We start from the raw sequence: 23,459 nt of genomic DNA on the forward strand, positions 1-23,459 counted from the left end.
TAAGGAGTTTATAAAAAAGAAGCTGTCCAATAAGACAGCTTCTTTTTTTTATCGAATTATTTTTAGATAAGCGTTATAGACGTTATCCTTAATAGAGGTTCGCAGATAAACTTCATTTTCATCTTTTGTTTTAAATTCAAATTGAATTAAAGCAGCGTCAGAATAATAAAACAAAGAATCATCATTCGGAAATTCAAGATTTGAAATAGGTTTGGTTGTTAATTTTACCTCGAATGCTATTTCACCGTTTGTTATGTCTATTTGAAAAAGTTTTGCTTTATGAGTATATCCCCAAATATTATCACTTTCTTCAATGATATAGTCGATATTATCATTTTGAAAATCTCTTCTCCAAATCTGAGTTCCTGCTTTTGAATCCACAGCATATATAGAAGAAATTTCAGGGCCTTGTGTTGCAAAATATACTTTTTTGTCTTTGCTAAATATTCGTTCCTTAATACTATGTTGATTTTCATCAAATTTAAATTCCCATAAAATATCAGGTTTATTAGGGCTTAAGGCAAAAACAATATTTTTTTCATTGGCTATAAAAACATTTTCACCATCTGTTACAGGTTTTCCGTGCAGCGTTTCCTCAAAGCTTTTTTGGTAAATAAGTTTTCCGGTATTAGCATCAAGGCTATAGAAATTAGATCCACTTTGGGTAAAAACTTTGTTATCGAAAAAGAGAACCGGAATATCATTATTTGGAGAATCTAGCTTGTAATTCCATAGTAAACTACCGTCTTTGATATTAAGAGCGTAGATGTTGCCATTTTGAGAAGTTATATACAGTTTTCCACCATTTATAACTGGAATTTGATCTTTTAGTACAATTTGATCTGTAATATTACCTATTCTTGATTTCCAAAAAATAGCACCAGTTTGGTTATCGACTGCAAAAATTTCACCATTAATAAACGGAACGTATATAACTCCATCCTGTAACGTTACTGCATTTCCGCACATTTCAGTATAAGCATCAGTAGCCTTTACAGTCCATGCAATTTGCTCCGATTCTAAATCAAATGAAAAAAGAGAACCATCGTAATCATAAATTAACACTAATGCTTCATCTAATGGAACTTTTTTAAGCGGATTTATGGCTTTATTAGAGATTATCTCATTAGGTGGTAAAACTTTATTGTTAGAATTCGCTTTATCCGATTTTGACGAGTCTGGCATTTGCCCAAACATATTTATAACAGTAAATACGAATAAAAGAGAGGTTAATTTTTTTTTCATTTTTAAATTTGGGTTTAATAAAAGATGAATAAATATCATTTAGTTTACTAAATTCGAAACATTAAACTCAATAAACAAGCAGATACTTAGGTCAAATATAGTGAAAAAACATTATAGCATTTTATGCGTTCTAACTTCTTTAAATTGTGAATTAGAGTTCAAAACAGGACTAAGCAGAAAAGATCCGGGAACTTATAGAAAATAAAAAACTCCAAAATCAAATGACTTTGGAGTTTCTAGAAATTTGTGGGCGATGAGGGGTTCGAACCCCCGACCACTTCCGATGAAAAATCGGAATGCTCTGAACAAGTTTTGTTAATCTTTATTTTTAATTAATTCCTGAATTTTAATTCTGCTTTTCCATGATTTAATCTGTAATTCTCTTTTATGAGCTAATTCCTTAGTTTCATATTTTTCACTATAAACAATTTTCCAGTCATTTGTATTGCCTGTAAAACCTTTGCTTTTTTGATTATGTCGAACAAGTCTTTCTTCTAAATTTGAAGTAAATCCAATATAGAATTTGTTCTTATTTCCACTAAATAAAATATAAACGATAAAACTCATAAAATGTATATAAAGCAAAAAACTCCAAAATCATATGACTTTGGAGTTTTTGGAAATTTGTGGGCGATGAGGGGTTCGAACCCCCGACCCCCTCGGTGTAAACGAGGTGCTCTGAACCAGCTGAGCTAATCGCCCTATTTTACTAGGTTGCTATCGTTTGTGATAGCGAGTGCAAATATACAGCTAGAATTCGTATTTGCAAGTGTTTTTAGAAAAAAAATGAAATATTTTTTAAGTATTCTTTTTACTAAGCTATTTTTCAGCTTTTTAAAAAGAAGATAAAAATTATACTTTTCTTATTATTTAGTTAAAAATAGAAAACTGAAAAGGTAATTGAGAATATTCTTTTGTATTCACTTGTTAGAGTCTTACATTTGCATACCTTAATTGTATACTCAAATGGCTAGATTTCAAGAAAACGATTTACCGAAAGCTAAATTAGACTCTAATTCCCTTCAAAAAGCAATCCGAATTTTTAAATATGGTAAAGGCCACAAATGGAAATTTTTCCTAGGCTTGATTTTCCTCTTACTAACTAGTGCCACAGCCCTCGCCTTTCCTAAATTAATGGGAATGTTAGTTGATTGCGTTACTAATAAAGATCTAAGCAGGGCAAATGAAATTGCTGTTGGACTTATGGTAATCCTAACATTACAAGCTGTTTTTTCATTTTTCAGAATTTCATTATTTGTAAATTTCACTGAGAATTCCTTATCAAATATTCGTTTTGCATTATATGAAAACCTGGTAAAATTACCAATGGGATTTTATTCTCAAAAACGTGTGGGAGAATTAAATAGCCGTATTAGTGCCGATATTTCACAGTTGCAGGACACTTTTACTACTACAATTGCTGAATTTTTACGTCAGTTTATATTAATTGTTGGAGGTTTTGTCATTTTAGGAAATATTAGCCCAAAACTGACCTTAATGATGTTGGCCATTGTTCCGGTTGTTGCTGTTGCAGCCGTTATTTTTGGAAGATTTATTCGTAAGTACGGAAAAAAAACGCAAGATAAAGTAGCAGAAAGCCAAGTAATTGTTGAAGAAACCTTACAAGGAATCAGCAATGTAAAAGCTTTTGCAAATGAATGGTACGAAATTCAGCGTTATAAAAATAAAATTAAAGAGATCGTGAAAATCGCTATTAAAGGCGGTCAATACAGAGGTTATTTTGCTTCGTTTATTATTTTATGCCTTTTTGGATGTGTAGTTGCCGTTGTTTGGTACGGAATCACATTGACAATAAAAGGAGAAGTTGAAGGTGTTGGAGATTTAATCTCATTTGTGCTTTATACAACCTTTATTGGTGCTTCTTTTGGGGGAATTGCCGAAATGTATGCCCAAATTCAAAAAGCAGTTGGAGCAACAGAGCGTGTTTTTGAATTATTAGAAGAAACTCCGGAAGCAATCAATGCAAATCCAAGAACATCACCTATTGAAAAAATCAAAGGTACAGTTTCTTTCAAAAATGTTGCTTTTAGTTACCCTTCCCGTAAGGAAGTTGAAGTTTTGAAAGATGTAAATTTTAGTGCTGAATTTGGCCAAAAAATAGCGATTGTAGGGCCAAGTGGTGCCGGAAAATCTACTATTTCATCTTTATTATTACGTTTTTACGATATTACTTCAGGAGAAATTTTAGTGGACGGAAAAAATATTTACGATTATGATTTAGAAAATCTTCGTGGAAACATGAGTATTGTACCACAAGATGTAATTTTATTTGGAGGAACAATTAGGGAAAACATCGCTTACGGAAAACCAGACGCAACTAATGAAGAAATTATGCTGGCTGCAAAACAAGCAAATGCATTAAATTTTGTAGAAGGTTTCCCAGAAAAATTTGAAACATTGGTTGGAGAACGTGGTGTAAAATTATCTGGCGGACAACGTCAGCGTATTGCAATTGCAAGAGCTTTACTTAAAAACCCGAGTATTTTAATTTTAGATGAGGCAACATCATCTTTAGATAGTGAAAGTGAGAAATTAGTTCAGGAAGCTTTAGAAGTATTAATGGAAGGAAGAACAAGTATTATTATCGCACACCGACTTTCGACTATTAGAAATGCTGATAAAATTTTAGTTTTAGATAACGGAAAAATTACTGAAGAAGGAACACATCAGGAATTAATAAATCTTGAAAATGGTATTTACAAAAACCTAAGTAACCTGCAATTTAGCAATTCTTAATGTAGATATTCCAATAAAAAAAACTCCATTTGTGAAATCAAATGGAGTTTTTTTAAAGTTCCAAAGGAACGAATCATATTGTAGAGCTGGACTTTAGTCCAGTTTACATAATCATATCCAAATCCCTGGAAATTTAAGGAAAATCAGCTTTTTAGACAAGACAAAAAAAGCTCCAATTTAAAATTGGAGCTTTTTGTTTATAACTGAAACAGAAAACTATTTCCCTTTTCTTCTCTTTCTTTCTGCTTTAATCATAGATAATTCGCGGCTTGTTTGCCCGGCTACAGAAGTATTTTCTTCAGCACGACGAATTAAGTACGGCATAACATCTTTTACTGGCCCAAAAGGCAAGTATTTAGCAACATTATAGCCATTTTCAGCTAAATTATAACTGATGTTGTCACTCATTCCATATAATTGTCCAAACCAGATTCTATTATCATTTTTGGCAATTCCTCTTTCCTGCATCATTTCCATCAATTTATAAGAACTCAATTCATTGTGAGTTCCCGCAAAAATGGACATCGTTTCTAAATGATCTAACATATAATGAACAGCGGCATCGTAGTTTACATCAGTTGCTTCCTTAGAGACACAAATTGGCGAAACATAGTTTTTCTCTTCCGCTCTTTTGTTTTCTTTTTCCATGTAAGCACCACGAACTAACTTCATTCCAATAAAAAATCCCTCTGCTTTAGCAATTTCGTGTAACTTTTTCAAATAATCCAAACGGTCCCAACGGTACATTTGTAATGTGTTGAAAACAATAGCTTTTTCTTTATTGTATTTACGCATCATATCGGTAACCAAATCATCAGCAGCATCCTGCATCCAGCTTTCTTCACCATCAATCAATAAAGCAACATCTTTTTTATGAGCTTCACTACAAACTTTCTCAAAACGTGCTACTACTCTATCCCATTCTGCTTGTTCTGCTGGATTTAAGGTTTGCTTTTCGCCTAATTTCTCATATAATTCAAAACGACCTAAACCTGTTGGTTTGAAAACTGCAAACGGAATTGCTAGACGTTCTTTGGCAAATTCAATCGTTTTTAATGTCATTTCTAAAGCTGCATCAAATTGAGCTTCTTCTTCTTTCCCTTCAACTGAATAATCTAAAACAGATGAAACGCCTTTTGTAAACATTTTATCTACTACAGTTATACAATCATCTTCATTTACTCCTCCACAAAAATGATCAAAAACCGTTGCACGAATCAATCCTTCAACTGGAAGGTGCGCCTTAATAGCAAAATTTGTTACGGCAGTTCCAATTCTTACCAAAGGTTCGCTATCAATCATTTTAAAAAGAAAATAAGCTCTGTCAAGTTCAGTATCACTTTTAAGCGAGAATGCTACTTGAGTGTTATCGAATATTTTTTCCATTTAGGTTGTTTTTTGTGCAAATATAGAGAGAGTTTTGAATATTATTTAGTAAAACAGGGCATATTTTGCATTCAATACTGTTAAAGTGCCAAAGTGAGCTTTAACAAAAATAATATTTTTAAAATGACAAAAAATTACGACAAAATAAAATTTCCTTATTTAATACCATTTTATTTAAGCTCTTTTTGAAACAAATTATACTCAAAGTTTGAATATTATTTCCTTAAAAATGCCGTATTTTGTGGTTTCAATAAACCAAAAAGAAATATGCAGTCTATTCAAGCCAATAACTACCTCGTGCATTTCAACCAAAATGCCTACGAAGCTTTAAATACACATTTAAAAGAAAATAAATATTCTAATTTGTTTATTATAGTTGATAATGAAACAAATGAACATTGCCTTCCTAAATTTTTACCTTTACTTGAAACTGATTTAAACATTGAAATCATTGAATTTGAAGCTGGAGAAGCAAATAAAAACATTGAAACCTGTATTCAGATCTGGAATGTTTTAACAGAGCTTGGGGCAGACAGAAAATCGCTTATTATCAATGTTGGAGGTGGCGTTGTGACTGATTTAGGCGGATTTGTAGCTTCAACTTTCAAGCGCGGAGTTAACTTCATAAATATACCAACTACTTTATTATCTATGGTTGATGCTTCTGTTGGAGGAAAAACAGGTGTTGACTTAGGAAATCTTAAAAATCAAATTGGTGTTATCAATGTACCTCAAATGGTTTTGATTGATACACAATATCTTGAAACTTTATCGCAAAGCGAAATGCGTTCCGGACTGGCTGAAATGCTAAAACATGGACTTATATATGACTCTGCTTACTGGAAACAGTTTTTAGATTTAAAATCTATAGATTACGCTGATTTTGATGAACTAATTTATCGTTCAGTTGAAATTAAAAATAATATCGTAATTCAGGACCCAACAGAAAAAAACATTCGTAAAGCCTTAAATTTCGGACATACTTTAGGACATGCCATCGAAAGTTACTTTTTGGAAAGTGAAACTAAAAAGACATTATTACATGGAGAAGCCATTGCTATAGGAATGATCTTGGAAAGTTATATTTCATTGCATAAAAACTTAATTTCTGCAGAAGAATATGCTGAAATTAAAACTGCACTAAAAAATATTTATGATGATGTTCAAATTGAAGAAAATGATATCGATCCGATATTAGAACTCCTTATTCATGACAAAAAAAATGAGTACGGATTAATTCAATTTGCGCTGATTGAAGGAATCGGAAAAATTAAAATTAATCAATCCGTTGAAAATAAATTGATTCTAGATGCGTTTCAGGATTATAAATCTTAAACTTTTTTTAATCAAAAGCATTGCTTTAGGTATATATTATTTTTTACATTTGCCACGATGAAAACAAACAATAAACAAAGAAACTTTAGTTCTTATAGAAACCGTCTCAATAGTTCTTTACTAAGAATGTTGAACCGTTTTTATAATAGTAAAAGTCCGTTTTGTTTTGATGTGTTTTTAGACTCGAAAGCAGAACATGAAAAACTGGAGATTGTATTTGCCAATATTAGGGTTTGAATTCTAGATTTAGCACCGTTTACTAAATTTAAAAATTACAACTTAAAATATTGAAAAATAAATGAATACAAAATATTCCGATCTAATTAATCAGACTTACTATTTTCCACAAGAGGAATTTAAATTAAACAAAGACAATTTACAGTTTCACAATATCGATTTGATGAAATTGGTTGAACAATACGGTACCCCACTAAAATTTACCTACTTACCACAGATTTCTGAAAACATTAATAAGGCAAAAGCCTGGTTCAGAAAATCAATGGAAAAAAATAAATACGAAGCAAAGTATTACTATTGCTATTGTACGAAAAGCTCTCATTTTGAATATATTATGAATGAAGCTTTTAAAAATAATATTCATGTTGAAACTTCATCTGCTTTTGATATTAATATTGTTGAGAATTTATTAGAGAATGGTAAAATCAACAAGAGTACGTATGTAATATGTAATGGTTTTAAAAGAGACGAATATATTACCAATATTGCAAGACTAATCAATAACGGACATAAAAACACTATTCCGATTATTGATAATTATGAAGAATTAGATTTACTTCAGGCTGAAATTAAAGGTAAATTTAAAATAGGAATTCGTATTGCAGCTGAGGAAGAGCCTAAATTTGAGTTTTATACCTCAAGATTAGGTATCGGATACAAAAACATAGTTTCATTTTATAAAAAACAAATTCAGGAGAATGATAAATTAGAGCTTAAAATGCTTCACTTTTTTATCAATACCGGAATTAACGATACAGCATATTACTGGAATGAGTTGGTAAAATGTATTAAAGTATACATTGCGCTTAAAAAGGAATGCCCTACTCTTGATGGATTGAACATTGGAGGTGGTTTCCCGATTAAAAACTCTCTTGCCTTTGAATATGATTATCAATATATGATTGATGAAATTATCAATCAGATTAAAATTGCATGCGATGAAGCTGAAGTTGATGTTCCAAATATTTTTACAGAATTTGGATCGTTTACTGTAGGTGAAAGCGGTGGCGCAATCTATCAGATTTTGTATCAAAAACAACAAAATGATAGAGAGAAATGGAATATGATTGACTCGTCATTCATTACTACTTTGCCGGATACTTGGGCTATAAATAAACGTTTTATTATGCTGGCGGTTAACCGTTGGAATGATACTTATGAGCGGGTTTTATTAGGTGGATTGACTTGCGATAGTGACGACTATTACAATTCAGAACAAAATATGAACGCTATTTATTTGCCTAAATACAACAAAGAAAAGCCATTGTATATTGGTTTCTTTAATACGGGAGCGTATCAGGAAACAATTGGAGGATATGGAGGTTTACACCACTGTTTGATTCCACAGCCAAAACATATTTTAATAGATCGTGATGAAAACGGAATTATTGGAACCGAAGTTTTCTCAGAACAACAAACTTCTGACGATGTTTTAAAGATTTTAGGCTACACAAAAAAAGTATAAAAAAAAACTTGCAAATTAAATGTTAATATCTATAAAATTATTAATTTGCAGTATCATCTAAAAGGTTAAACTTTTTAATTCAAAAAAAAACAAAAAAAATGAAAGGACCAATCAGTCAGTTTATTGAAAAACATTATTTACACTTTAACTCTGCTGCTTTAGTTGATGCTGCAAAAGCATACGAACAACAACTTGCAAACGGTGCAAAAATGATGGTAAGTATGGCTGGCGCTATGAGTACAGCAGAAATTGGTAAAATTTTTGCCGAAATAATTAGACAAGATAAAGTACAGATTATTTCTTGTACTGGAGCCAATCTAGAAGAAGACATCATGAATTTAGTTGCACACTCTCACTATGAAAGAGTGCCACATTATCGTGATTTAACACCAGAAGACGAATGGGCTTTGCTTGAAAGAGGATTAAATCGTGTTACTGACACTTGTATTCCTGAGCATGAAGCATTTCGTCGTTTACAGAAACACATTTACAAGATCTGGAAAGATGCTGATGATAAAGGAGAACGTTATTTTCCTCATGAATTCATGTATAAAATGTTGTTATCTGGTGTATTAGAAGAATATTACGAGATAGATTTAAAAGATAGCTGGATGTACGCTGCTGCTGAGAAAAACTTGCCTATTATCGTTCCGGGGTGGGAAGATAGTACAATGGGGAATATCTTTGCATCATACGTAATTAAAGGGGATTTAAAAGCATCTACCATGAAATCAGGAATTGAATATATGACGTTCCTTGCTGATTGGTATCCAAAAAATAGCACTAACGGAATTGGATTCTTCCAAATTGGTGGTGGTATTGCTGGTGATTTCCCTATTTGTGTAGTACCAATGTTGTACCAGGATATGGAAATGCATGATATTCCGTTTTGGAGCTATTTCTGCCAAATTTCAGATTCAACAACCAGTTATGGTTCTTACTCTGGGGCAGTTCCAAATGAGAAAATCACTTGGGGTAAATTAGATATCAAAACCCCAAAATTTATTATTGAGTCGGATGCGACAATTGTTGCTCCATTAATTTTTGCTTATTTATTAGATTTATAGTATATTTTTATGAAAAGAGTTATAGTAGACTACGCTAAACTTACCAATGAAATTTTGAACCTTTTGGTTGAAAAATTTCCTGATGGTTATGATGATTCGGATGTTATCCGTTTTAGAAATGCTAAAAACGAATTAGTAGAAGCTGTTGAAGTTCGTACTGAAGACACTATTTATTTAGTAAAAATTAGTACCAAACTTGCTGATAGAATTGAAAATTACGATGAAGATGATGATATCGACGTTGATGTTGATACAATCGAACCAGTAAAAGGTCTTGATCTTGATGACGATATTGATGATGACGAAGAAGACGAAAAAGAAGATAAGCCAGATGTTGACGGTGGTGATGACGATGATGATGATAGAGACCCGGATGATATCGCTGATGAAGATGATGACGAAGACGATGAAGATTAATTTCTCTTTCTAAATAAAATTAAAGGAACTCTACTCGGGTTCCTTTTTTTATTAACCTTGCATAACTTATATTTTCTTTAAATAATAAATTTAATATTTTTACATTTTATAAGAAATTTCTTTAAATTTAATGTTTAAAAAAATAACAGCCAGATGAATACAGAACTACTACACGCCAAATTAAAAGAGAATTTTGGATTTGAAAAATTTCGTCCAAATCAGGAAACAATAATCAATACAATACTTTCTGGTCAGGATACATTAGCCATTATGCCTACCGGAGGAGGGAAATCAATATGTTTTCAATTGCCCGCTTTGGTTTTACCTGGAATCACAATTGTAATTTCACCTTTAATCGCGTTGATGAAAGATCAGGTTGATAGTTTAAAAACTAACGGAATTAATGCCTGTTACATTAATAGTAGTCAATCAAGTGAAGAACAACAATTTTATATTGACAATTTAAAATCGAACAATTTTAAACTCGTTTATATTGCTCCGGAAAGTTTATCTTATCTCGATGTAATTTTTAATGAGCTAACAATCAGTTTAATTGCTATAGATGAAGCACATTGTATTTCATCCTGGGGACATGATTTCAGACCTGCTTATACCAATTTGGGATATTTAAAAAGTCGCTTCCCCTCTACTCCAGTTTTAGCTTTGACCGCAACAGCTGATAAAGCAACACGTACTGATATTACAAAACAACTCAAATTAAAAAACCCAAAAACATTTATTGCTTCATTTGACAGGAAGAATTTAAGTTTAGAAGTTCGCCCGGCGCTTGATCGTGTTAAACAAATTATTGATTTCGTAGAAAATAAACCAAACGAATCTGGGATAATTTATTGTCTAAGCAGAAAAACAACTGAGGAACTTGCTGATAAATTACAAAAGCAGGGAATTACTGCCAAAGCATATCATGCAGGTTTGGATAATAAACTTCGCGCCAAAACGCAGGATGAATTTATAAATGACGATTGTCAGGTAGTTTGTGCTACAATTGCTTTCGGAATGGGAATTGATAAATCGAATGTTCGTTGGGTAATTCATTACAATTTGCCCAAAAATATTGAAGGCTATTATCAGGAAATTGGTCGTGCAGGGCGTGATGGTTTGCCGGCAGAAACTGTATTGTTCGAAAGTTATGCCGATGTAATTCAATTACAAAAATTTGCTTCTGAAGGTTTGAATTCTGATGTTCAGCTGGCAAAGCTAGAACGAATGAAACAATATGCCGATGCATTGAGTTGTCGCCGAAAAATTCTACTCTCCTATTTTGGTGAATTGGTTAAAGAGAATTGCGGTAACTGCGATATTTGCAAAAATCCTCCAAAATTTTTCGATGGTACGATTCTCGCGCAAAAAGCATTGTCAGCCATTAGCCGTTTACAGGAATCTGAACCATTAGCTGTAATTGTAGATTTTTTAAGAGGCTCAAAAAACGCTTATATCTACGAAAAAAATTATCAAAGCTTAAAAACGTACGGAATTGGCGCTGACATTTCATGGTACGATTGGAATCAATATTTAATTCAGCTAATTAATTTAGGATATTGCGAAATTGCTTTTCATCAACATAATAAAATTTTACTGACTTCTTTTGCAAAAAAAGTTCTATTTGAAGGAGAAAAAGTAAAATTGACAACAGTTGTTAAAAAAGTAATTGATAAAAACGAAATCAAAGAGGCAAAACCTAAAACAGTTAAAAATTCTCTTTTTGAAATTCTTAGAAAATTACGCTACGAAATTGCAAAAGATGAAGAAGTTCCTGCTTATGTAATTTTTAGTGATGCAGTACTGAGGCAAATGGAAACTTTGCGCCCGATGAGCGATGAAGAATTCCTTGCTATTGACGGAGTTGGTAAAGCCAAACTTGAAAAATATGGCCAGGAGTTTATAGATGCGATTGTTTACTATGAAAAAGTAAAAAACACAAAAGTCAAGGCTAAAAAAGAAGGTAATACATACAAAACAACATTAGAATTATTTCAAAATGGGATTTCAGTACAAGAAATTGCTGAACAACGAAAGCTTGGATTGACAACTATTATTTCGCATTTAGCCAAATTATATATTGACGGAAATGATATCGACTTAGGCCAATTTGTTTCTGAAGAAGAAGTCAGAAAATTGCACAAAGCCCAAATTGAACTTGAATATCCAACCGCTTTAAAACCATATTACGATCATTTTGAAGAAAACTTATCTTATGATAAAATTAGATTAGGTCTTGCGATTGTTGAGAGGAACAAATAGTTCAAAAAATATTTTAACATTGATTTTTTCTCTACAACGGCAAACTTGTCAAAAAACAAAAAATCCTGTGAAACTAAATTCACAGGATTTTTTGTTTTTAATTATTTCGGGCGCTATAAATATCTTTCCTGAAAAACAGTCTGATGATGTTTTTGATGTCCGATAATAACATATCCCAAAGCTCGAACTGAAAGTTGATGAGTTGATGCAGTTCCAATTCGTTTAAGTTGTTCTTCAGAAAGACTCTTGTAAAATAATAAATTTGAATGTCTTACAGCAGAAAGTTCCGTTAATAAATCCTGAATACTTCTTCCGTTTGCATTTGTATTATCAACATAATCATTTTCTTCAAATCCAGGCAAGGCTGTTTTATCATTTCTGGAAAAACGCAGAGCACGATATGCAAAAACACGCTCGCTATCAATTAAATGCTGAATAATATCTTTAATAGTCCATTTGCCTTCTGCATAACGATAATCAAATTTATCTAATGGAATGTTTTGAACAAATCTTATAAAATCATGAAGGGAAATTTCTAATTCTTCGATCAAATTAATTTCTCCGGCTTCCTGAATGTAATTTGCAAAAGGTCCGGAATATTCAGTTTCAGGTAATTTCATTTTATTCGATTTTTAGGCAGAGTTTCTACTTGCATTTGTGTTTCCGAAAAGAGATCTTGTTACGATTTTTTCATAAACTTTGATTAACTCTTCGTTACCATTATTTTCCTTATTCAATTCATTTATTTTCAATAAAGCATATTGTTGTATTGTCAACAATGGCAACACTATACGCTCTCTTATTTGAATAGATGCTATACCGTCAGGATAATTTTCCATTAGGGTTTTATGACCGGCGATTTTAAGCAAAAGACGTTTAGTTTCTGAGAATTCATCATAGATAATTTGCCAGAATTCGCCAAATTCAGGATCTTTTCTCATATAAGCTGTTAATGGTAAAAATGATTTTGCCAATGACATCATACTATTTTCCAAAAGTGTTTTAAAGAATAAAGAATTATGATACAAATCTTGTACTTTATCCCATTGTCCATTCTCTTCAAAATATTTTAAAGCAGTTCCTACTCCAAAAAATCCAGGTACATTTTGTTTTAACTGACTCCAAGAACCAACAAACGGAATTGCTCTTAAATCTGCAAAATCTAATGATTCTGATTTACTTCTTTTTGATGGACGGCTTCCAATATTTGTTTTAGAATAGTATTTCAACGTGCTCATCTTTTCTAAATACGGAATGAATTTTGGATGATTCTTAAAACTTAAGTATTTATCGTATCCTAAATCAGCCAATTGTGTCAAAATTTGAGTTTCATCAGCATTTAGCTCATTATCTTCTTTACTAAAAACCTGATTAGTAACACCAGCACTTAATAAGTTTTCGATGTTATAACGACAAGAATCTAAAGTTCCAAAATTCGAACTGATCGTTTGTCCCTGAACTGTAATTTGAATTTCATTGTTTTCAATTTTTGGCCCTAAAGAAGCATAAAATTTATGTGTTTTTCCACCTCCACGAGCCGGAGGTCCACCACGTCCATCAAAGAAAATAGCGTGAATTCCATATTTTCTGGAGATTTCTGTCAATGAAATTTTAGCCTGATAAATACTCCAGTTTGCCATTAAATAGCCACCATCTTTCGTTCCATCAGAGAAACCAAGCATAATAGTTTGTTTGTTTCCTCTAGCCTGCAAATGCTTAGAATATTCAGGATTAGTGTATAACTGCTCCATAATTTCATGTGCATTTTGCAAATCATCAACTGATTCAAAAAGTGGAATAATATCAACAGTAGGATTTTCCCAATTATTCAAACGAATCATGGCGAAAGTTTCCATTACATTTAAAGCGCTTTCATTATTACTAATGATATAACGATTGGCACCAAATTCACCATTGGCCTTTTGAATAGTTTTAATTGCCTGAACTGATTCTAAAGTTGATCTTGTAATTTCATCATTAAAATCGGCAGGATTCAAATCTCCTTTAACTTTTGATAAAACATTTAATTTTTCTGTTTCCGATAATTCGAAATAGTTTTCCGGGAATATTTTTGAATCTGAATTTAAATAATGATTTACAACATCTTTAAAAACGGCATCGTGAATTTTGCTATTTTGACGAATATCTAAAGTTGCAAAATGAAAACCGAACAAGTTAATTTTTACCAGGAAAGCTTCCAATTCGTCTAGATATAACGACTGGTGTTTTTCGATAATTATAGTTCTGATTTTATTTAATTGTGCTAGTAATTCTTCTAATGTGATGTAAATTTCACCTTTAGAATAGAAAACAGAACGGTAAAGTTTATGTTCAAGTTCAGAGACCAAAGTGTCTACACCTGAGAAAGTTAACTTTCTTTTTAAATTTCTCATTTCAACATAATAACACTTTAAAATAGAAGTACGTAAACGTTCTGCTACTTTCAATGTAATTTCAGTTGTAACAAAAGGATTTCCATCACGGTCACCTCCTGGCCAAAAGCCAAGTTTGATTAATTGATTTTTGATAGCACTTCCGTCAAGAATGTTTTTCTGTAAATAATGAACAATTTCTCCTGAAGTTGCGTAGAATACATTCTCTAAGTACCAAATCAAACTTACCGCCTCGTCATATGGATTTGGTTTTTCATTCTGTATAAAAGGTGTTTTCCCTAACTGTGCTAATAATTGTTTTATTTTCAACAAATCATTTAAACGAATAGCATCCGTTAAATCATTTATAATTCCTAAAACTGGTCCAGGGTAAAATTGTGTTGGATGTGCCGTTAAAACAGTTCTGACATTAAAGTTTTCAAGAAACTCAATTAGTTCTTCATTCTTCTCTTTAGCATCTGTTTTTTCTTTGATATCGCGCAAAGATCCACGTCCTTCCATATTGTTAACAGCAGGAAAAGCAGCATCTTCAATGGCGTCAAACAATACAATCTGACGTTCTATATATTGAATAAATCGAAACATTAAATCGATTTTTTCTTTCTCAGAGGCGTTGTTTAAATATTTATTCGAAAAGAAATCGAAAATTTCTTTTGGTGTTTCTTGTTTTCTAAATCCCGTTTCGCATGTTTCTGTAAATAAAGGAAGTAAAACTCCTGTATTATCAATAGAATCAAAGGGAAGCGTTATAAAAACACTATTATAAATGTGGTATTTTGAGAGAACATCTTGATTAAAACGTTCAATTTTTGGCAACGTGTACATAATCGTGTTGTAGTTGGTTGGTTAATTAGTCATAAAAAAACCCCAAGAATAAACTTGAGGTTATATTTTAATATAGCATTCAAGAAAATATTACATATTTTTAAAAATAGTATGCATCAAACGCTTCTTATCGTTAATACTTTCTTCTAATGAAATCATAGTTTCTGTTCTGTAAACACCTTCAATATCATCAATCATGAAGATTACTTCTTTTGCGTGTTTAGTGTCTTTTGCTCTAATTTTGCAAAAGATATTAAATTTCCCTGTCGTTACAGAAGCCACTGTTACGAATGGAATTTGATTGATTCGCTCTAATACAAATTTTGTTTGAGATGTATTATTAAGGAATACACCCACATAAGCAATAAATGAATACCCTAATTTGTCGTAATCTAAGGCTAGTGAAGATCCCATTATTATACCGGCGTCTTCCATCTTTTTTACTCTAACATGTACTGTTCCAGCAGATATCAATAGTTTTTTTGCAATGTCAGTAAACGGAACTCTCGTATTGTCTATTAACATATCTAAAATCTGGTGATCTACTTCATCTAAACGAAATTTACTCATAATTCTTTAATTAATATTACTAATTGCTATTACAAAGTATAAAAATATATATAAAAAACAACAAATTCACATAAAAATTAACTTTTTATCAATCCGTTAACAAATTTAACATTTTTATTTAAATAAAAATCTGCTTTTTCGTTCACTTTCGGAAAATTATTGTGATTATCAGAATAAATTGCTCCGTGAGCGTCATATTCATAATGTCCAAAATAATTTTCTAATTCGCCTACTTCTGTGATGTAAGCATTAAAGTGAATCTTATTTTCAATCAATTCTTCTTTGTATTGTGCGACAAAATTCGTAATAATTTCGATACCATCATAATTTATTTTGATGTTTTTATACATAAAATCATAAAAAACCACTTTATTTTGTGAAATATTCAAATAATCATTAATTCTGTTATCAACTAAATCGTTTTCGCAAAGCAGTTCAAAACTCGAAATAAGTGAGAAAAATATGAACTTTCGAGTGATTTCACGTTCATAATCATTCGGAAAATGACCTGCTTCAAATAAGATTGTAGGCACGCCGAAAAATTGAAACGTATCTCCTATACAGTTGATATTGAAGGAATCATCAAAACGACCAACCTGCCCCGGAATATATTTTTGCAATACATCATTAAGTCCTGCAATTAAATTTATAGCCTTTAGTCTGTTTTCATTTATTTCTCTTTCTTCATTATAAGAAGGTGCTAAAAAAGAAACTGTTGCGGGTTTACCAGTATTGCCAGCTCCAAAAATAGTACGCTGATCATGAAGGTTAAAACAATAATGTGGTTTAAATGTTTCGAAAACTTCTCTAAGAACATTGCTTTCTGGCTGGGTCAGGTTTTGTGAATCTCTATTTAAGTCAATTTTGTTAGCGTTTTCACGTGTATAAAGTGCTGCCCCGTCAGGATTAAGGATCGGAATAGCATAAAAAGTAAAGGTATTAAGTAATTTTTTTGCAAAATCTGAATCACTATTTAGTACATTAATAAAGTCAAAAAGAGCCTTAGTTGTTGTGCTTTCATTGCCATGCATTTGCGACCAAAGATAAATACGGGTTTCTCCTGTACCAATTTGGTAACTATATATAGGTTTATCCAAAACCGATTTCCCAATAATCTGTACTTGATTATTCGTATTTAATTTATCTAATAAAGGTTGAATATGATCTAATGTAAGGTATCGCCCTTCTATAGATTGTTCTTTGTGCTGGTAAAATAATTCTTCTAAATTCATTGTCTTTTGATTAGTTTACAAAAGTAAACATCTTTATTTTTACAATTGTAAACAGTGACAAATTGAGATAATTTAGAATTGTAAACAGTGTTTTGTATTTTAATTCCTTGATTTTATCATTATCAGTTAACATTTGTTATTACTTCATATAGAAACATTTTAATACTATATTTCAAACAGTTACATATCTTTATTTAAAGTTATAATTAGCCATATTGTAACGTTTATATACGATTTACATCTGTAAAATTGCTTTATTACTTTGTTTTAATTACATTTGTAAACATGACTTTTAAAAATAATAATTTACAATGGTAAACATAGATGATTTTGTAAAACGACTTGAAATTATACTAGATTATTATGGTTTAAATGCCTCCTCTTTTGCTGATAAAATTGGTGTACAGCGCTCTAGTATGTCTCACCTACTTTCAGGAAGAAACAAACCAAGTTTGGATTTTGTGATGAAAATTTTAGATGTTTTTCCAGATGTCGATTTATACTGGCTATTAAATGGAAAAGGAAGTTTTCCTAAAGCAGAAGATCAGGTTGTAAATTCAGGTAACCAGATAGTTTCAGAAATTGTAAAACCGCTCGTCCCTATTTCATCTGAAAATTTTGAAGCCGGAAATTTATTTTCTGAAATTAATTATAAGGAAGAAATAAAATCAGAAACAAGAAATTCTGTAGAAGTAAAAAACTCAAATTTTATTTCAGAAGAAGGCGAACTTGAGAAAATTGTATTTTTTTATAAAAACGGGACATTTAAGGTATATGTCCCGTAATTTAAAATTTTCGCGTATTTAAAAATTTTTGAAATTATTTTTCATTTAAGCGATTCTCACGCATCTCAAAAAAAATCAAAAATTTACAATTTAAATCCATCTTCAGGAATTTTACCGAAAACTCCGTCATAATGCTTTTTTAAAATTTGTAAATCAGCTTCAAAATCTCCCGTCGGATAAAATGGCTTTCCTAAATTGACTTCTTTTTTACCCCAATCAAAAGCAACAGGAATAATAGGAACATTTGCTTTAAGCGCGATATAATAAAATCCGCTTTTAATTTCTTTTACTTTTTTACGTGTTCCTTCGGGAGCTACTGCTAAACGGAAAACTTCTTTACGCTCAAAAATGGCAGCAATCGAATCTACTTTATTCAATCCGCCTGAACGATCTAATGGTTCACCGCCTACACTTCTGAAATAATATCCAAAAGGAAATTGGAATAATTCTTTCTTTCCAACCCAATTCATTTCTAATCCTGAAATTCCACGGGTAAAAATTCCTAAATAAAAATCATGATTACTTGTATGTGGCATCACCATCATCACACATTTTTTCACTTCCGCATTTTCAATTCCTCTTATTTTCCAGCCCATTAGCTTAAAAAAGATGAATTTGTACAACTGTTTCTTCATTAAAATTTATTATTTCATGCAAAATAAAAGATTTAAAATGGTATTTTTGAGTAAAAGCTTTACAAATGATTCAAAAATTTTTTAGTTATCTCATTCCAATCAAAATTTTCAAGAAAAAATCGGCAAGAAGCAAAATGATCGAAGTTACCTGGGCAAATGGTGAATTGGTTTTAGACTCTGAAAACACAAATTATTCGTACGGAAGTTTGCAACGTATATTAAGGTACGGATTACGGAATATTGGTTACAAAGCCATTCTTGATATGGATCATATTTTGTTATTGGGGGTTGCCGGCGGAAGTGTTGTAAAAACTCTGGTTGATGAAATTGAATACAAAGGTAAAATTACCGGTGTTGAAATTGACTCAGACATTATTCAGATTGCAAATGATTATTTTAATCTAAATCAGATCAAACAACTTGAAATTATAATTGATGATGCTTTTGAATTTGTTTTAAAAACAAAACACCAATACAACCTTATTATTATTGACATTTTTGAAGATACTAAAATGCCAAATTTTTTATTTGAACGCTTTTTTAGTGAACGGGTTTGTTCTCTTTTAAAAGATCAGGGATTTGTACTTTTTAACACAATGATTCTGGATGAAGCACATAATGTCAGAAATCGGAAGTATATTGCAGAAATAAATCCCGAACTATTCTCTTCAAAAATGTTACCTCGAATTGAAGATCATAATGAATTAATAATAATTGAAAAAGTTGCCTAAATTTTACCTTTTATGAAAACCCTAGTTTCTATTTTAAAAGCCATTCCACCTACTAAAATTATCGACTCCAGCATTGATTTTTCAAAATACATTCCTTTAGATTTATCAATAACGAATAAAGAATTAATGGAGAGCAAACCAGAAAATGCTACTGAATTTGAGATTTTTATTTCTAATTATTTAAAGAATAATAACGCCGAAGTAGCTTTTGGAGGTTATATAGAAGGTCGAACGTTATACAAAAGAAGTACTATTTTTAAAAACGAATCTATTCCGGAACGTAATATTCATATTGGTCTTGATTTGTGGACAAAAGTTGATACACCTGTATTGGCGGCACTTGATGGAAAAGTTCATAGTTTTAAAAACAATATTGGCTTGGGTGATTATGGACCAACCATCATTTTAGAACATGAAGTTGAAAATGAAAAATTTTATACTTTATACGGACATTTATCGTTAGAAAGTATAAAAGACCTAAGTGTTGGGAAGCAATTTAAAAAGGGTGAAAAAATTGCAACTCTTGGAAACGCTGCCGTTAACGGAGATTACGCACCACATGTACATTTTCAGATTATACAAAATATTGAAGATTATTGGGGAGATTATCCCGGAGTTTGTAATAGTAATGATTTGAATTTTTACATTGAAAATTGCCCCGACCCTAACTTATTATTAAAAATAACATAAATAGTTATGAAGAAAGCAGTATTGATTATATGTTTGTTGTTGTTAATTGGATGTAAATCTAAAACTGTTAATCGGGACACCGAAGATTTAAAAATTAAACCAGTTCCAACTGCCGAAGTTAATGCAAATCAGCAAAAGAAAGCTTATGATTTAGGCAAGCGTGTTTTAGAAACATGCAACACGTCAAAATTTAAACCTTTTAACGAAACAGAAGTTACAAAGTCGGTTATGGAAAATACGACGGAGGAACGATTAACAAAAACCTGCCAGAGGTTTAGACAATATTACGGAAGTTTTATTGATTTGAAATTAGATGGTGTTTACAAAACGAAACAAGAAGTCATTTACCGCTATCATGCGTTATACAGCAAAAAAGTAGCAAACAAAGAGTTAAGAGTTTTTGTAAATGAAGACAATTTAATTTCTGCAATAAAATCTATGGATTGGGACGAAAAATTTGATTCTAAAACAGAAGGACAATAAACTAAAACTATGAAATTTAAAATACCATTTTTAATCTTACTGTCAATTTCAACATTTGCAAATGCTCAGGAAACAATGAGTGTAAAAGCTTCAAAACCTTATCCGGCAACGCAAAATTATAATTTCATCTGTGAGAAATATGCTTTTTCAGGAGAAACAAATGTTCAGATTGCCAAAACAGAAAAAGGTGGAATTTTAAAATTATCAATTGCAACAGCCAATGGCGAAGCAAGAATTTCTGGAGGAGTATATGTTGATTTGGCTAATGGCGATGTGGTACCTTGTGTAGACAAAAATGTAAAAGAAACAGTCGAAGGTAAAACAACTTCATATTATTATTTCACTCCTGCCGAAATGATCAAACTAAAAAAAGCTGACATTCAAGGAATTAGATTTATTATAACAGGAAACTCAAAAACTTTTGGCAATCAAACGGGATATTTTACTGCAGTAAATAAAATGGCTTATTTTTCTACACCATATGATAAATCAAAAAAAACATTTGATACAGCTGCAGCAATTAGTGCATTATAAATAAAATATTTAATATAATTTCTCTTATATTTATAATCTAATTTTATTTAAATGAACGCCAACGAAAATTTAATTGCAAAATTCTACACTGCTTTTGCAAATGCCGACGCTAAAACAATGAGTGAATGTTATCACCCGAAAGTTCATTTTATTGATCCTGCTTTTGGTTTATTAAAAGAAGAACAGGTTTCTAAAATGTGGGAAATGTTGCTTTTAAAAAGCAAAGGCAATATTAAAATTGAGTTTTCAGATATTAAAGCAGATGAATTTACGGGCTCTGCAAGATGGGTTGCTACTTATAATTTCAGTAAAACAAATCGAAAAGTAATCAACAAAATTTCAGCTGAATTTGTGTTTCAGGATGGCTTAATTATCAAACATACCGATAATTTTGATGTCTGGAAATGGTCAAAACAAGCTTTTGGAGTTACAGGATATTTATTGGGCTGGACAGGTTTTTTTCAAAACAAAATCAGAGAACAAGCTTTATCATCGCTTAAAAAATTTCAGAAATCGGAATAATTTTCATAAATTGAAAGTTCAAAAATTCGAATTAATCAAAATATATTTCCGCCTTAGCTAAATATCTGCCCTATTTAAGATTTTATTTTAGTTGCTTTTAATATTGAATTAATCGTTTTTAATTTTCAATACTTATGAAAGAAGTTATACATAAAAAATTAAATCAACTACAGGCAACAGCAATTTGCGGAAACGATATTAGTTCTTCCTGTTTATATGTTTCAGCACTAACTATTTTATATGCAGGCCAATATGCCTGGATTTCTTTATTAATTGTTGCTGTCGTTTTATTCTTATTTAGACGAATTTATGGCGAAGTAGTTGGCGCAATTCCTTTAAACGGTGGTGCTTACAATGTTTTATTAAACACTTCAACAAAACGCCTTGCTTCTCTTGCAGCCACACTAACCGTTTTGTCCTATATGGCAACTGCTGTAATTTCGGCCTCTGAAGGAATGCATTACCTACACGGAATTTTTGAAGGATTGAATGTCACCATCGCTACAGTCATTGTTTTAGTATTGTTTACCGGACTTGCCATTTTAGGAATTGGCGAATCTGCATTTGTTGCCGTAATTATTTTTCTAACGCACATTGCAACCTTAAGTCTGCTCGTTTTAGCGTCATTATGGTTTTTGTTACATAATGGTTTAGAAACATTTCATATCAATTGGCAAACGCCGATAGCAACCGGAAATATAAAAACAGCGCTTTTTCTTGGTTTTTCTGCCGCGATGCTCGGGATTTCCGGTTTTGAAAGTTCTGCCAATTTTGTTGAAGAACAAGAACCTGGCATTTTTCCAAAAACACTCCGAAACATGTGGGCAATTGTCAGCTTTTTCAATCCCGTAATTGCCATACTATTAATAAGTGTAATTCCGCTTACCGAAGTTGGCGAGAACAAAGAATCACTTTTGGCACACCTCGGTGAAACTACGGGCGGATCCTGGCTTGCCTGGTTGATTTCTATAGATGCCGTTTTAGTTTTATGTGGTGCCGTTTTAACTTCATTTGTTGGTGTTTCAGGATTATTAAACCGAATGACTTTAGATCGTATTCTTCCAAATTTCTTCCTGAAACAAAATAAAAGAGGCTCCCATTATAGAATCGTAATTAGCTTTTTAGTACTTTGTATATCAGTACTTTTCGCCACAAGCGGACATTTGGAATCGTTGGCAGGCGTTTATACTTTCTCATTTTTGGCCGTAATGGCGTTATTTGGAATCGGGAATTTATTACTGAAATTCAAACGTCGAAAATTGCCAAGACCTGAGCGTGCACGAGGTATCGCCGTTGTAATTGCTGTTTCGTTTATCATCGCCGCTTTTATAGGAAACATGAAATTAAACATCAATGCATTTTATACTTTTTTAAAGTACATGATTCCGTCGTTAATTTTCATCGCAATCATGCTTAACCGTGTCATGCTGATTCGACTTTTAATTGAAGCATTAGAATATTTCTATCAGCCATTGCGAAGAATGGTAATTATCAGCAACCGCTATTTACAAAAAATGAGTATCGAAATTAATTCACAGGAATTTGTCTTTTTTACCAAAGGCGATGACATCGCGATCTTAAACAAGGTACTGCAATATGTTGAAAATAATGAAACGACCAAAAAACTAAAAATCGTTCATATAAAAAGTGATGATGCAAACAATGAAGCACTAAAAAAAGATTTAGAAGTTTTAGATCGTGCGTACGATGAAATTGATATCGAATTTCTTGAAATAAAAGGCGTTTTTGGACCCGAGATTATCGACGAACTTTCTCAAAAATGGAAAATCCCAAAAAACTTCATGTTCATCGCTTCCCCGGGAAATAAATTCTCCTACCGCGTTTCAGATTTAGGCGGAGTTCGTTTAATTATGTAGTTTAATTTTTT

The 23,459-nt window shown here is 31.6% G+C and carries 21 protein-coding genes and 1 tRNA gene; 13 read left to right on the forward strand and 9 right to left on the reverse strand.

Features of this window, described 5'->3' with window-relative positions; translation table 11 throughout:
• Positions 1 to 48: 48 nt before the first annotated feature.
• The 3 genes from AC1RRN_RS10195 to AC1RRN_RS10205 all read right to left on the reverse strand — a co-directional run bounded on the left by AC1RRN_RS10195 (position 49) and on the right by AC1RRN_RS10205 (position 1,947).
• A complete protein-coding gene (locus tag AC1RRN_RS10195; RefSeq protein WP_492967197.1) occupies positions 49 to 1,245 on the reverse strand; it encodes an outer membrane protein assembly factor BamB family protein in 1,197 nt (398 codons plus the stop codon).
• Positions 1,246 to 1,560: 315 nt separating this feature from the next.
• Complete coding sequence (locus AC1RRN_RS10200; protein WP_492967198.1) at positions 1,561 to 1,812, reverse strand: GIY-YIG nuclease family protein; 252 nt, start codon at positions 1,810 to 1,812, stop codon at positions 1,561 to 1,563.
• Between the two features lie 60 nt (positions 1,813 to 1,872).
• Positions 1,873 to 1,947, reverse strand: a tRNA-Val gene (locus AC1RRN_RS10205).
• Positions 1,948 to 2,211: 264 nt separating this feature from the next.
• Between AC1RRN_RS10205 and AC1RRN_RS10210 the strand changes: the two genes are divergently transcribed.
• The gene (locus AC1RRN_RS10210) at positions 2,212 to 4,002 is read left to right on the forward strand and encodes an ABC transporter ATP-binding protein (RefSeq protein ID WP_492967199.1); all 1,791 of its coding nucleotides are present in this window, start codon (positions 2,212 to 2,214) and stop codon (positions 4,000 to 4,002) included.
• A gap of 216 nt (positions 4,003 to 4,218) precedes the next feature.
• Here the strand turns inward: AC1RRN_RS10210 and AC1RRN_RS10215 are convergent, their stop codons facing one another.
• On the reverse strand, positions 4,219 to 5,388 hold the full coding sequence (locus tag AC1RRN_RS10215) for a proline dehydrogenase family protein (protein WP_492967200.1): 1,170 nt from the start codon (positions 5,386 to 5,388) through the stop codon (positions 4,219 to 4,221).
• 267 nt (positions 5,389 to 5,655) lie between these two features.
• Here AC1RRN_RS10215 and aroB point away from each other — a divergent pair, with 267 nt between their 5' ends.
• The 5 genes from aroB to recQ all read left to right on the forward strand — a co-directional run bounded on the left by aroB (position 5,656) and on the right by recQ (position 12,171).
• Positions 5,656 to 6,723: a 3-dehydroquinate synthase gene (gene aroB / locus AC1RRN_RS10220; protein ID WP_492967201.1), complete on the forward strand. Its 1,068-nt coding sequence runs from the start codon at positions 5,656 to 5,658 to the stop codon at positions 6,721 to 6,723.
• 298 nt (positions 6,724 to 7,021) lie between these two features.
• Positions 7,022 to 8,425, forward strand: a complete 1,404-nt coding sequence (locus AC1RRN_RS10225; RefSeq protein ID WP_026985070.1) for a type III PLP-dependent enzyme domain-containing protein — start codon at positions 7,022 to 7,024, stop codon at positions 8,423 to 8,425.
• Between the two features lie 98 nt (positions 8,426 to 8,523).
• Positions 8,524 to 9,492, forward strand: a complete 969-nt coding sequence (locus tag AC1RRN_RS10230; RefSeq protein ID WP_492967202.1) for a deoxyhypusine synthase family protein — start codon at positions 8,524 to 8,526, stop codon at positions 9,490 to 9,492.
• A 9-nt stretch (positions 9,493 to 9,501) separates the two neighbouring features.
• Positions 9,502 to 9,909: a DNA primase gene (locus AC1RRN_RS10235; RefSeq protein ID WP_492967203.1), complete on the forward strand. Its 408-nt coding sequence runs from the start codon at positions 9,502 to 9,504 to the stop codon at positions 9,907 to 9,909.
• Positions 9,910 to 10,062: 153 nt separating this feature from the next.
• Positions 10,063 to 12,171, forward strand: coding sequence for a DNA helicase RecQ (gene recQ / locus AC1RRN_RS10240; RefSeq protein WP_492967204.1), 2,109 nt, complete (start codon positions 10,063 to 10,065; stop codon positions 12,169 to 12,171).
• A gap of 113 nt (positions 12,172 to 12,284) precedes the next feature.
• Here recQ and AC1RRN_RS10245 read toward each other — a convergent pair whose 3' ends face one another.
• From AC1RRN_RS10245 to AC1RRN_RS10260, 4 genes are all read right to left on the reverse strand, one after another.
• Positions 12,285 to 12,791: a DinB family protein gene (locus AC1RRN_RS10245; RefSeq protein WP_492967205.1), complete on the reverse strand. Its 507-nt coding sequence runs from the start codon at positions 12,789 to 12,791 to the stop codon at positions 12,285 to 12,287.
• Positions 12,792 to 12,803: 12 nt separating this feature from the next.
• Positions 12,804 to 15,389, reverse strand: a complete 2,586-nt coding sequence (locus AC1RRN_RS10250) for a phosphoenolpyruvate carboxylase (RefSeq protein ID WP_492967206.1) — start codon at positions 15,387 to 15,389, stop codon at positions 12,804 to 12,806.
• Between the two features lie 90 nt (positions 15,390 to 15,479).
• Positions 15,480 to 15,959: an Lrp/AsnC family transcriptional regulator gene (locus AC1RRN_RS10255; RefSeq protein ID WP_007805990.1), complete on the reverse strand. Its 480-nt coding sequence runs from the start codon at positions 15,957 to 15,959 to the stop codon at positions 15,480 to 15,482.
• A 77-nt stretch (positions 15,960 to 16,036) separates the two neighbouring features.
• A complete protein-coding gene (locus tag AC1RRN_RS10260) occupies positions 16,037 to 17,191 on the reverse strand; it encodes a M14 family metallopeptidase (protein WP_492967208.1) in 1,155 nt (384 codons plus the stop codon).
• A 311-nt stretch (positions 17,192 to 17,502) separates the two neighbouring features.
• Between AC1RRN_RS10260 and AC1RRN_RS10265 the strand changes: the two genes are divergently transcribed.
• The gene (locus tag AC1RRN_RS10265) at positions 17,503 to 17,976 is read left to right on the forward strand and encodes a helix-turn-helix domain-containing protein (RefSeq protein ID WP_492967209.1); all 474 of its coding nucleotides are present in this window, start codon (positions 17,503 to 17,505) and stop codon (positions 17,974 to 17,976) included.
• 83 nt (positions 17,977 to 18,059) lie between these two features.
• Here AC1RRN_RS10265 and AC1RRN_RS10270 read toward each other — a convergent pair whose 3' ends face one another.
• Positions 18,060 to 18,611 carry a 1-acyl-sn-glycerol-3-phosphate acyltransferase gene (locus AC1RRN_RS10270; RefSeq protein WP_492967210.1) on the reverse strand — a complete coding sequence of 184 codons (552 nt, stop codon included), beginning with the start codon at positions 18,609 to 18,611 and terminating at the stop codon, positions 18,060 to 18,062.
• A gap of 65 nt (positions 18,612 to 18,676) precedes the next feature.
• On the opposite strand from AC1RRN_RS10270, the gene AC1RRN_RS10275 reads away from it, so the two are divergent.
• The 6 genes from AC1RRN_RS10275 (at position 18,677) to AC1RRN_RS10300 (ending at position 23,448) form a co-directional block, all read left to right on the forward strand.
• Entirely contained in the window at positions 18,677 to 19,342 is a 666-nt protein-coding gene (locus AC1RRN_RS10275) for a spermidine synthase (RefSeq protein ID WP_492967211.1), read from the forward strand.
• Positions 19,343 to 19,354: 12 nt separating this feature from the next.
• A complete protein-coding gene (locus tag AC1RRN_RS10280; protein ID WP_492967212.1) occupies positions 19,355 to 20,032 on the forward strand; it encodes a peptidoglycan DD-metalloendopeptidase family protein in 678 nt (225 codons plus the stop codon).
• A gap of 6 nt (positions 20,033 to 20,038) precedes the next feature.
• Positions 20,039 to 20,515, forward strand: a complete 477-nt coding sequence (locus AC1RRN_RS10285; RefSeq protein ID WP_492967213.1) for a hypothetical protein — start codon at positions 20,039 to 20,041, stop codon at positions 20,513 to 20,515.
• A 9-nt stretch (positions 20,516 to 20,524) separates the two neighbouring features.
• A complete protein-coding gene (locus AC1RRN_RS10290; protein WP_492967214.1) occupies positions 20,525 to 21,049 on the forward strand; it encodes a hypothetical protein in 525 nt (174 codons plus the stop codon).
• A gap of 51 nt (positions 21,050 to 21,100) precedes the next feature.
• Complete coding sequence (locus tag AC1RRN_RS10295; protein WP_492967215.1) at positions 21,101 to 21,571, forward strand: nuclear transport factor 2 family protein; 471 nt, start codon at positions 21,101 to 21,103, stop codon at positions 21,569 to 21,571.
• Between the two features lie 134 nt (positions 21,572 to 21,705).
• Complete coding sequence (locus tag AC1RRN_RS10300; RefSeq protein ID WP_492967216.1) at positions 21,706 to 23,448, forward strand: APC family permease; 1,743 nt, start codon at positions 21,706 to 21,708, stop codon at positions 23,446 to 23,448.
• Positions 23,449 to 23,459: the final 11 nt, after the last annotated feature.

This window comes from Flavobacterium sp. GW821-FHT11G01, assembly GCF_058808175.1.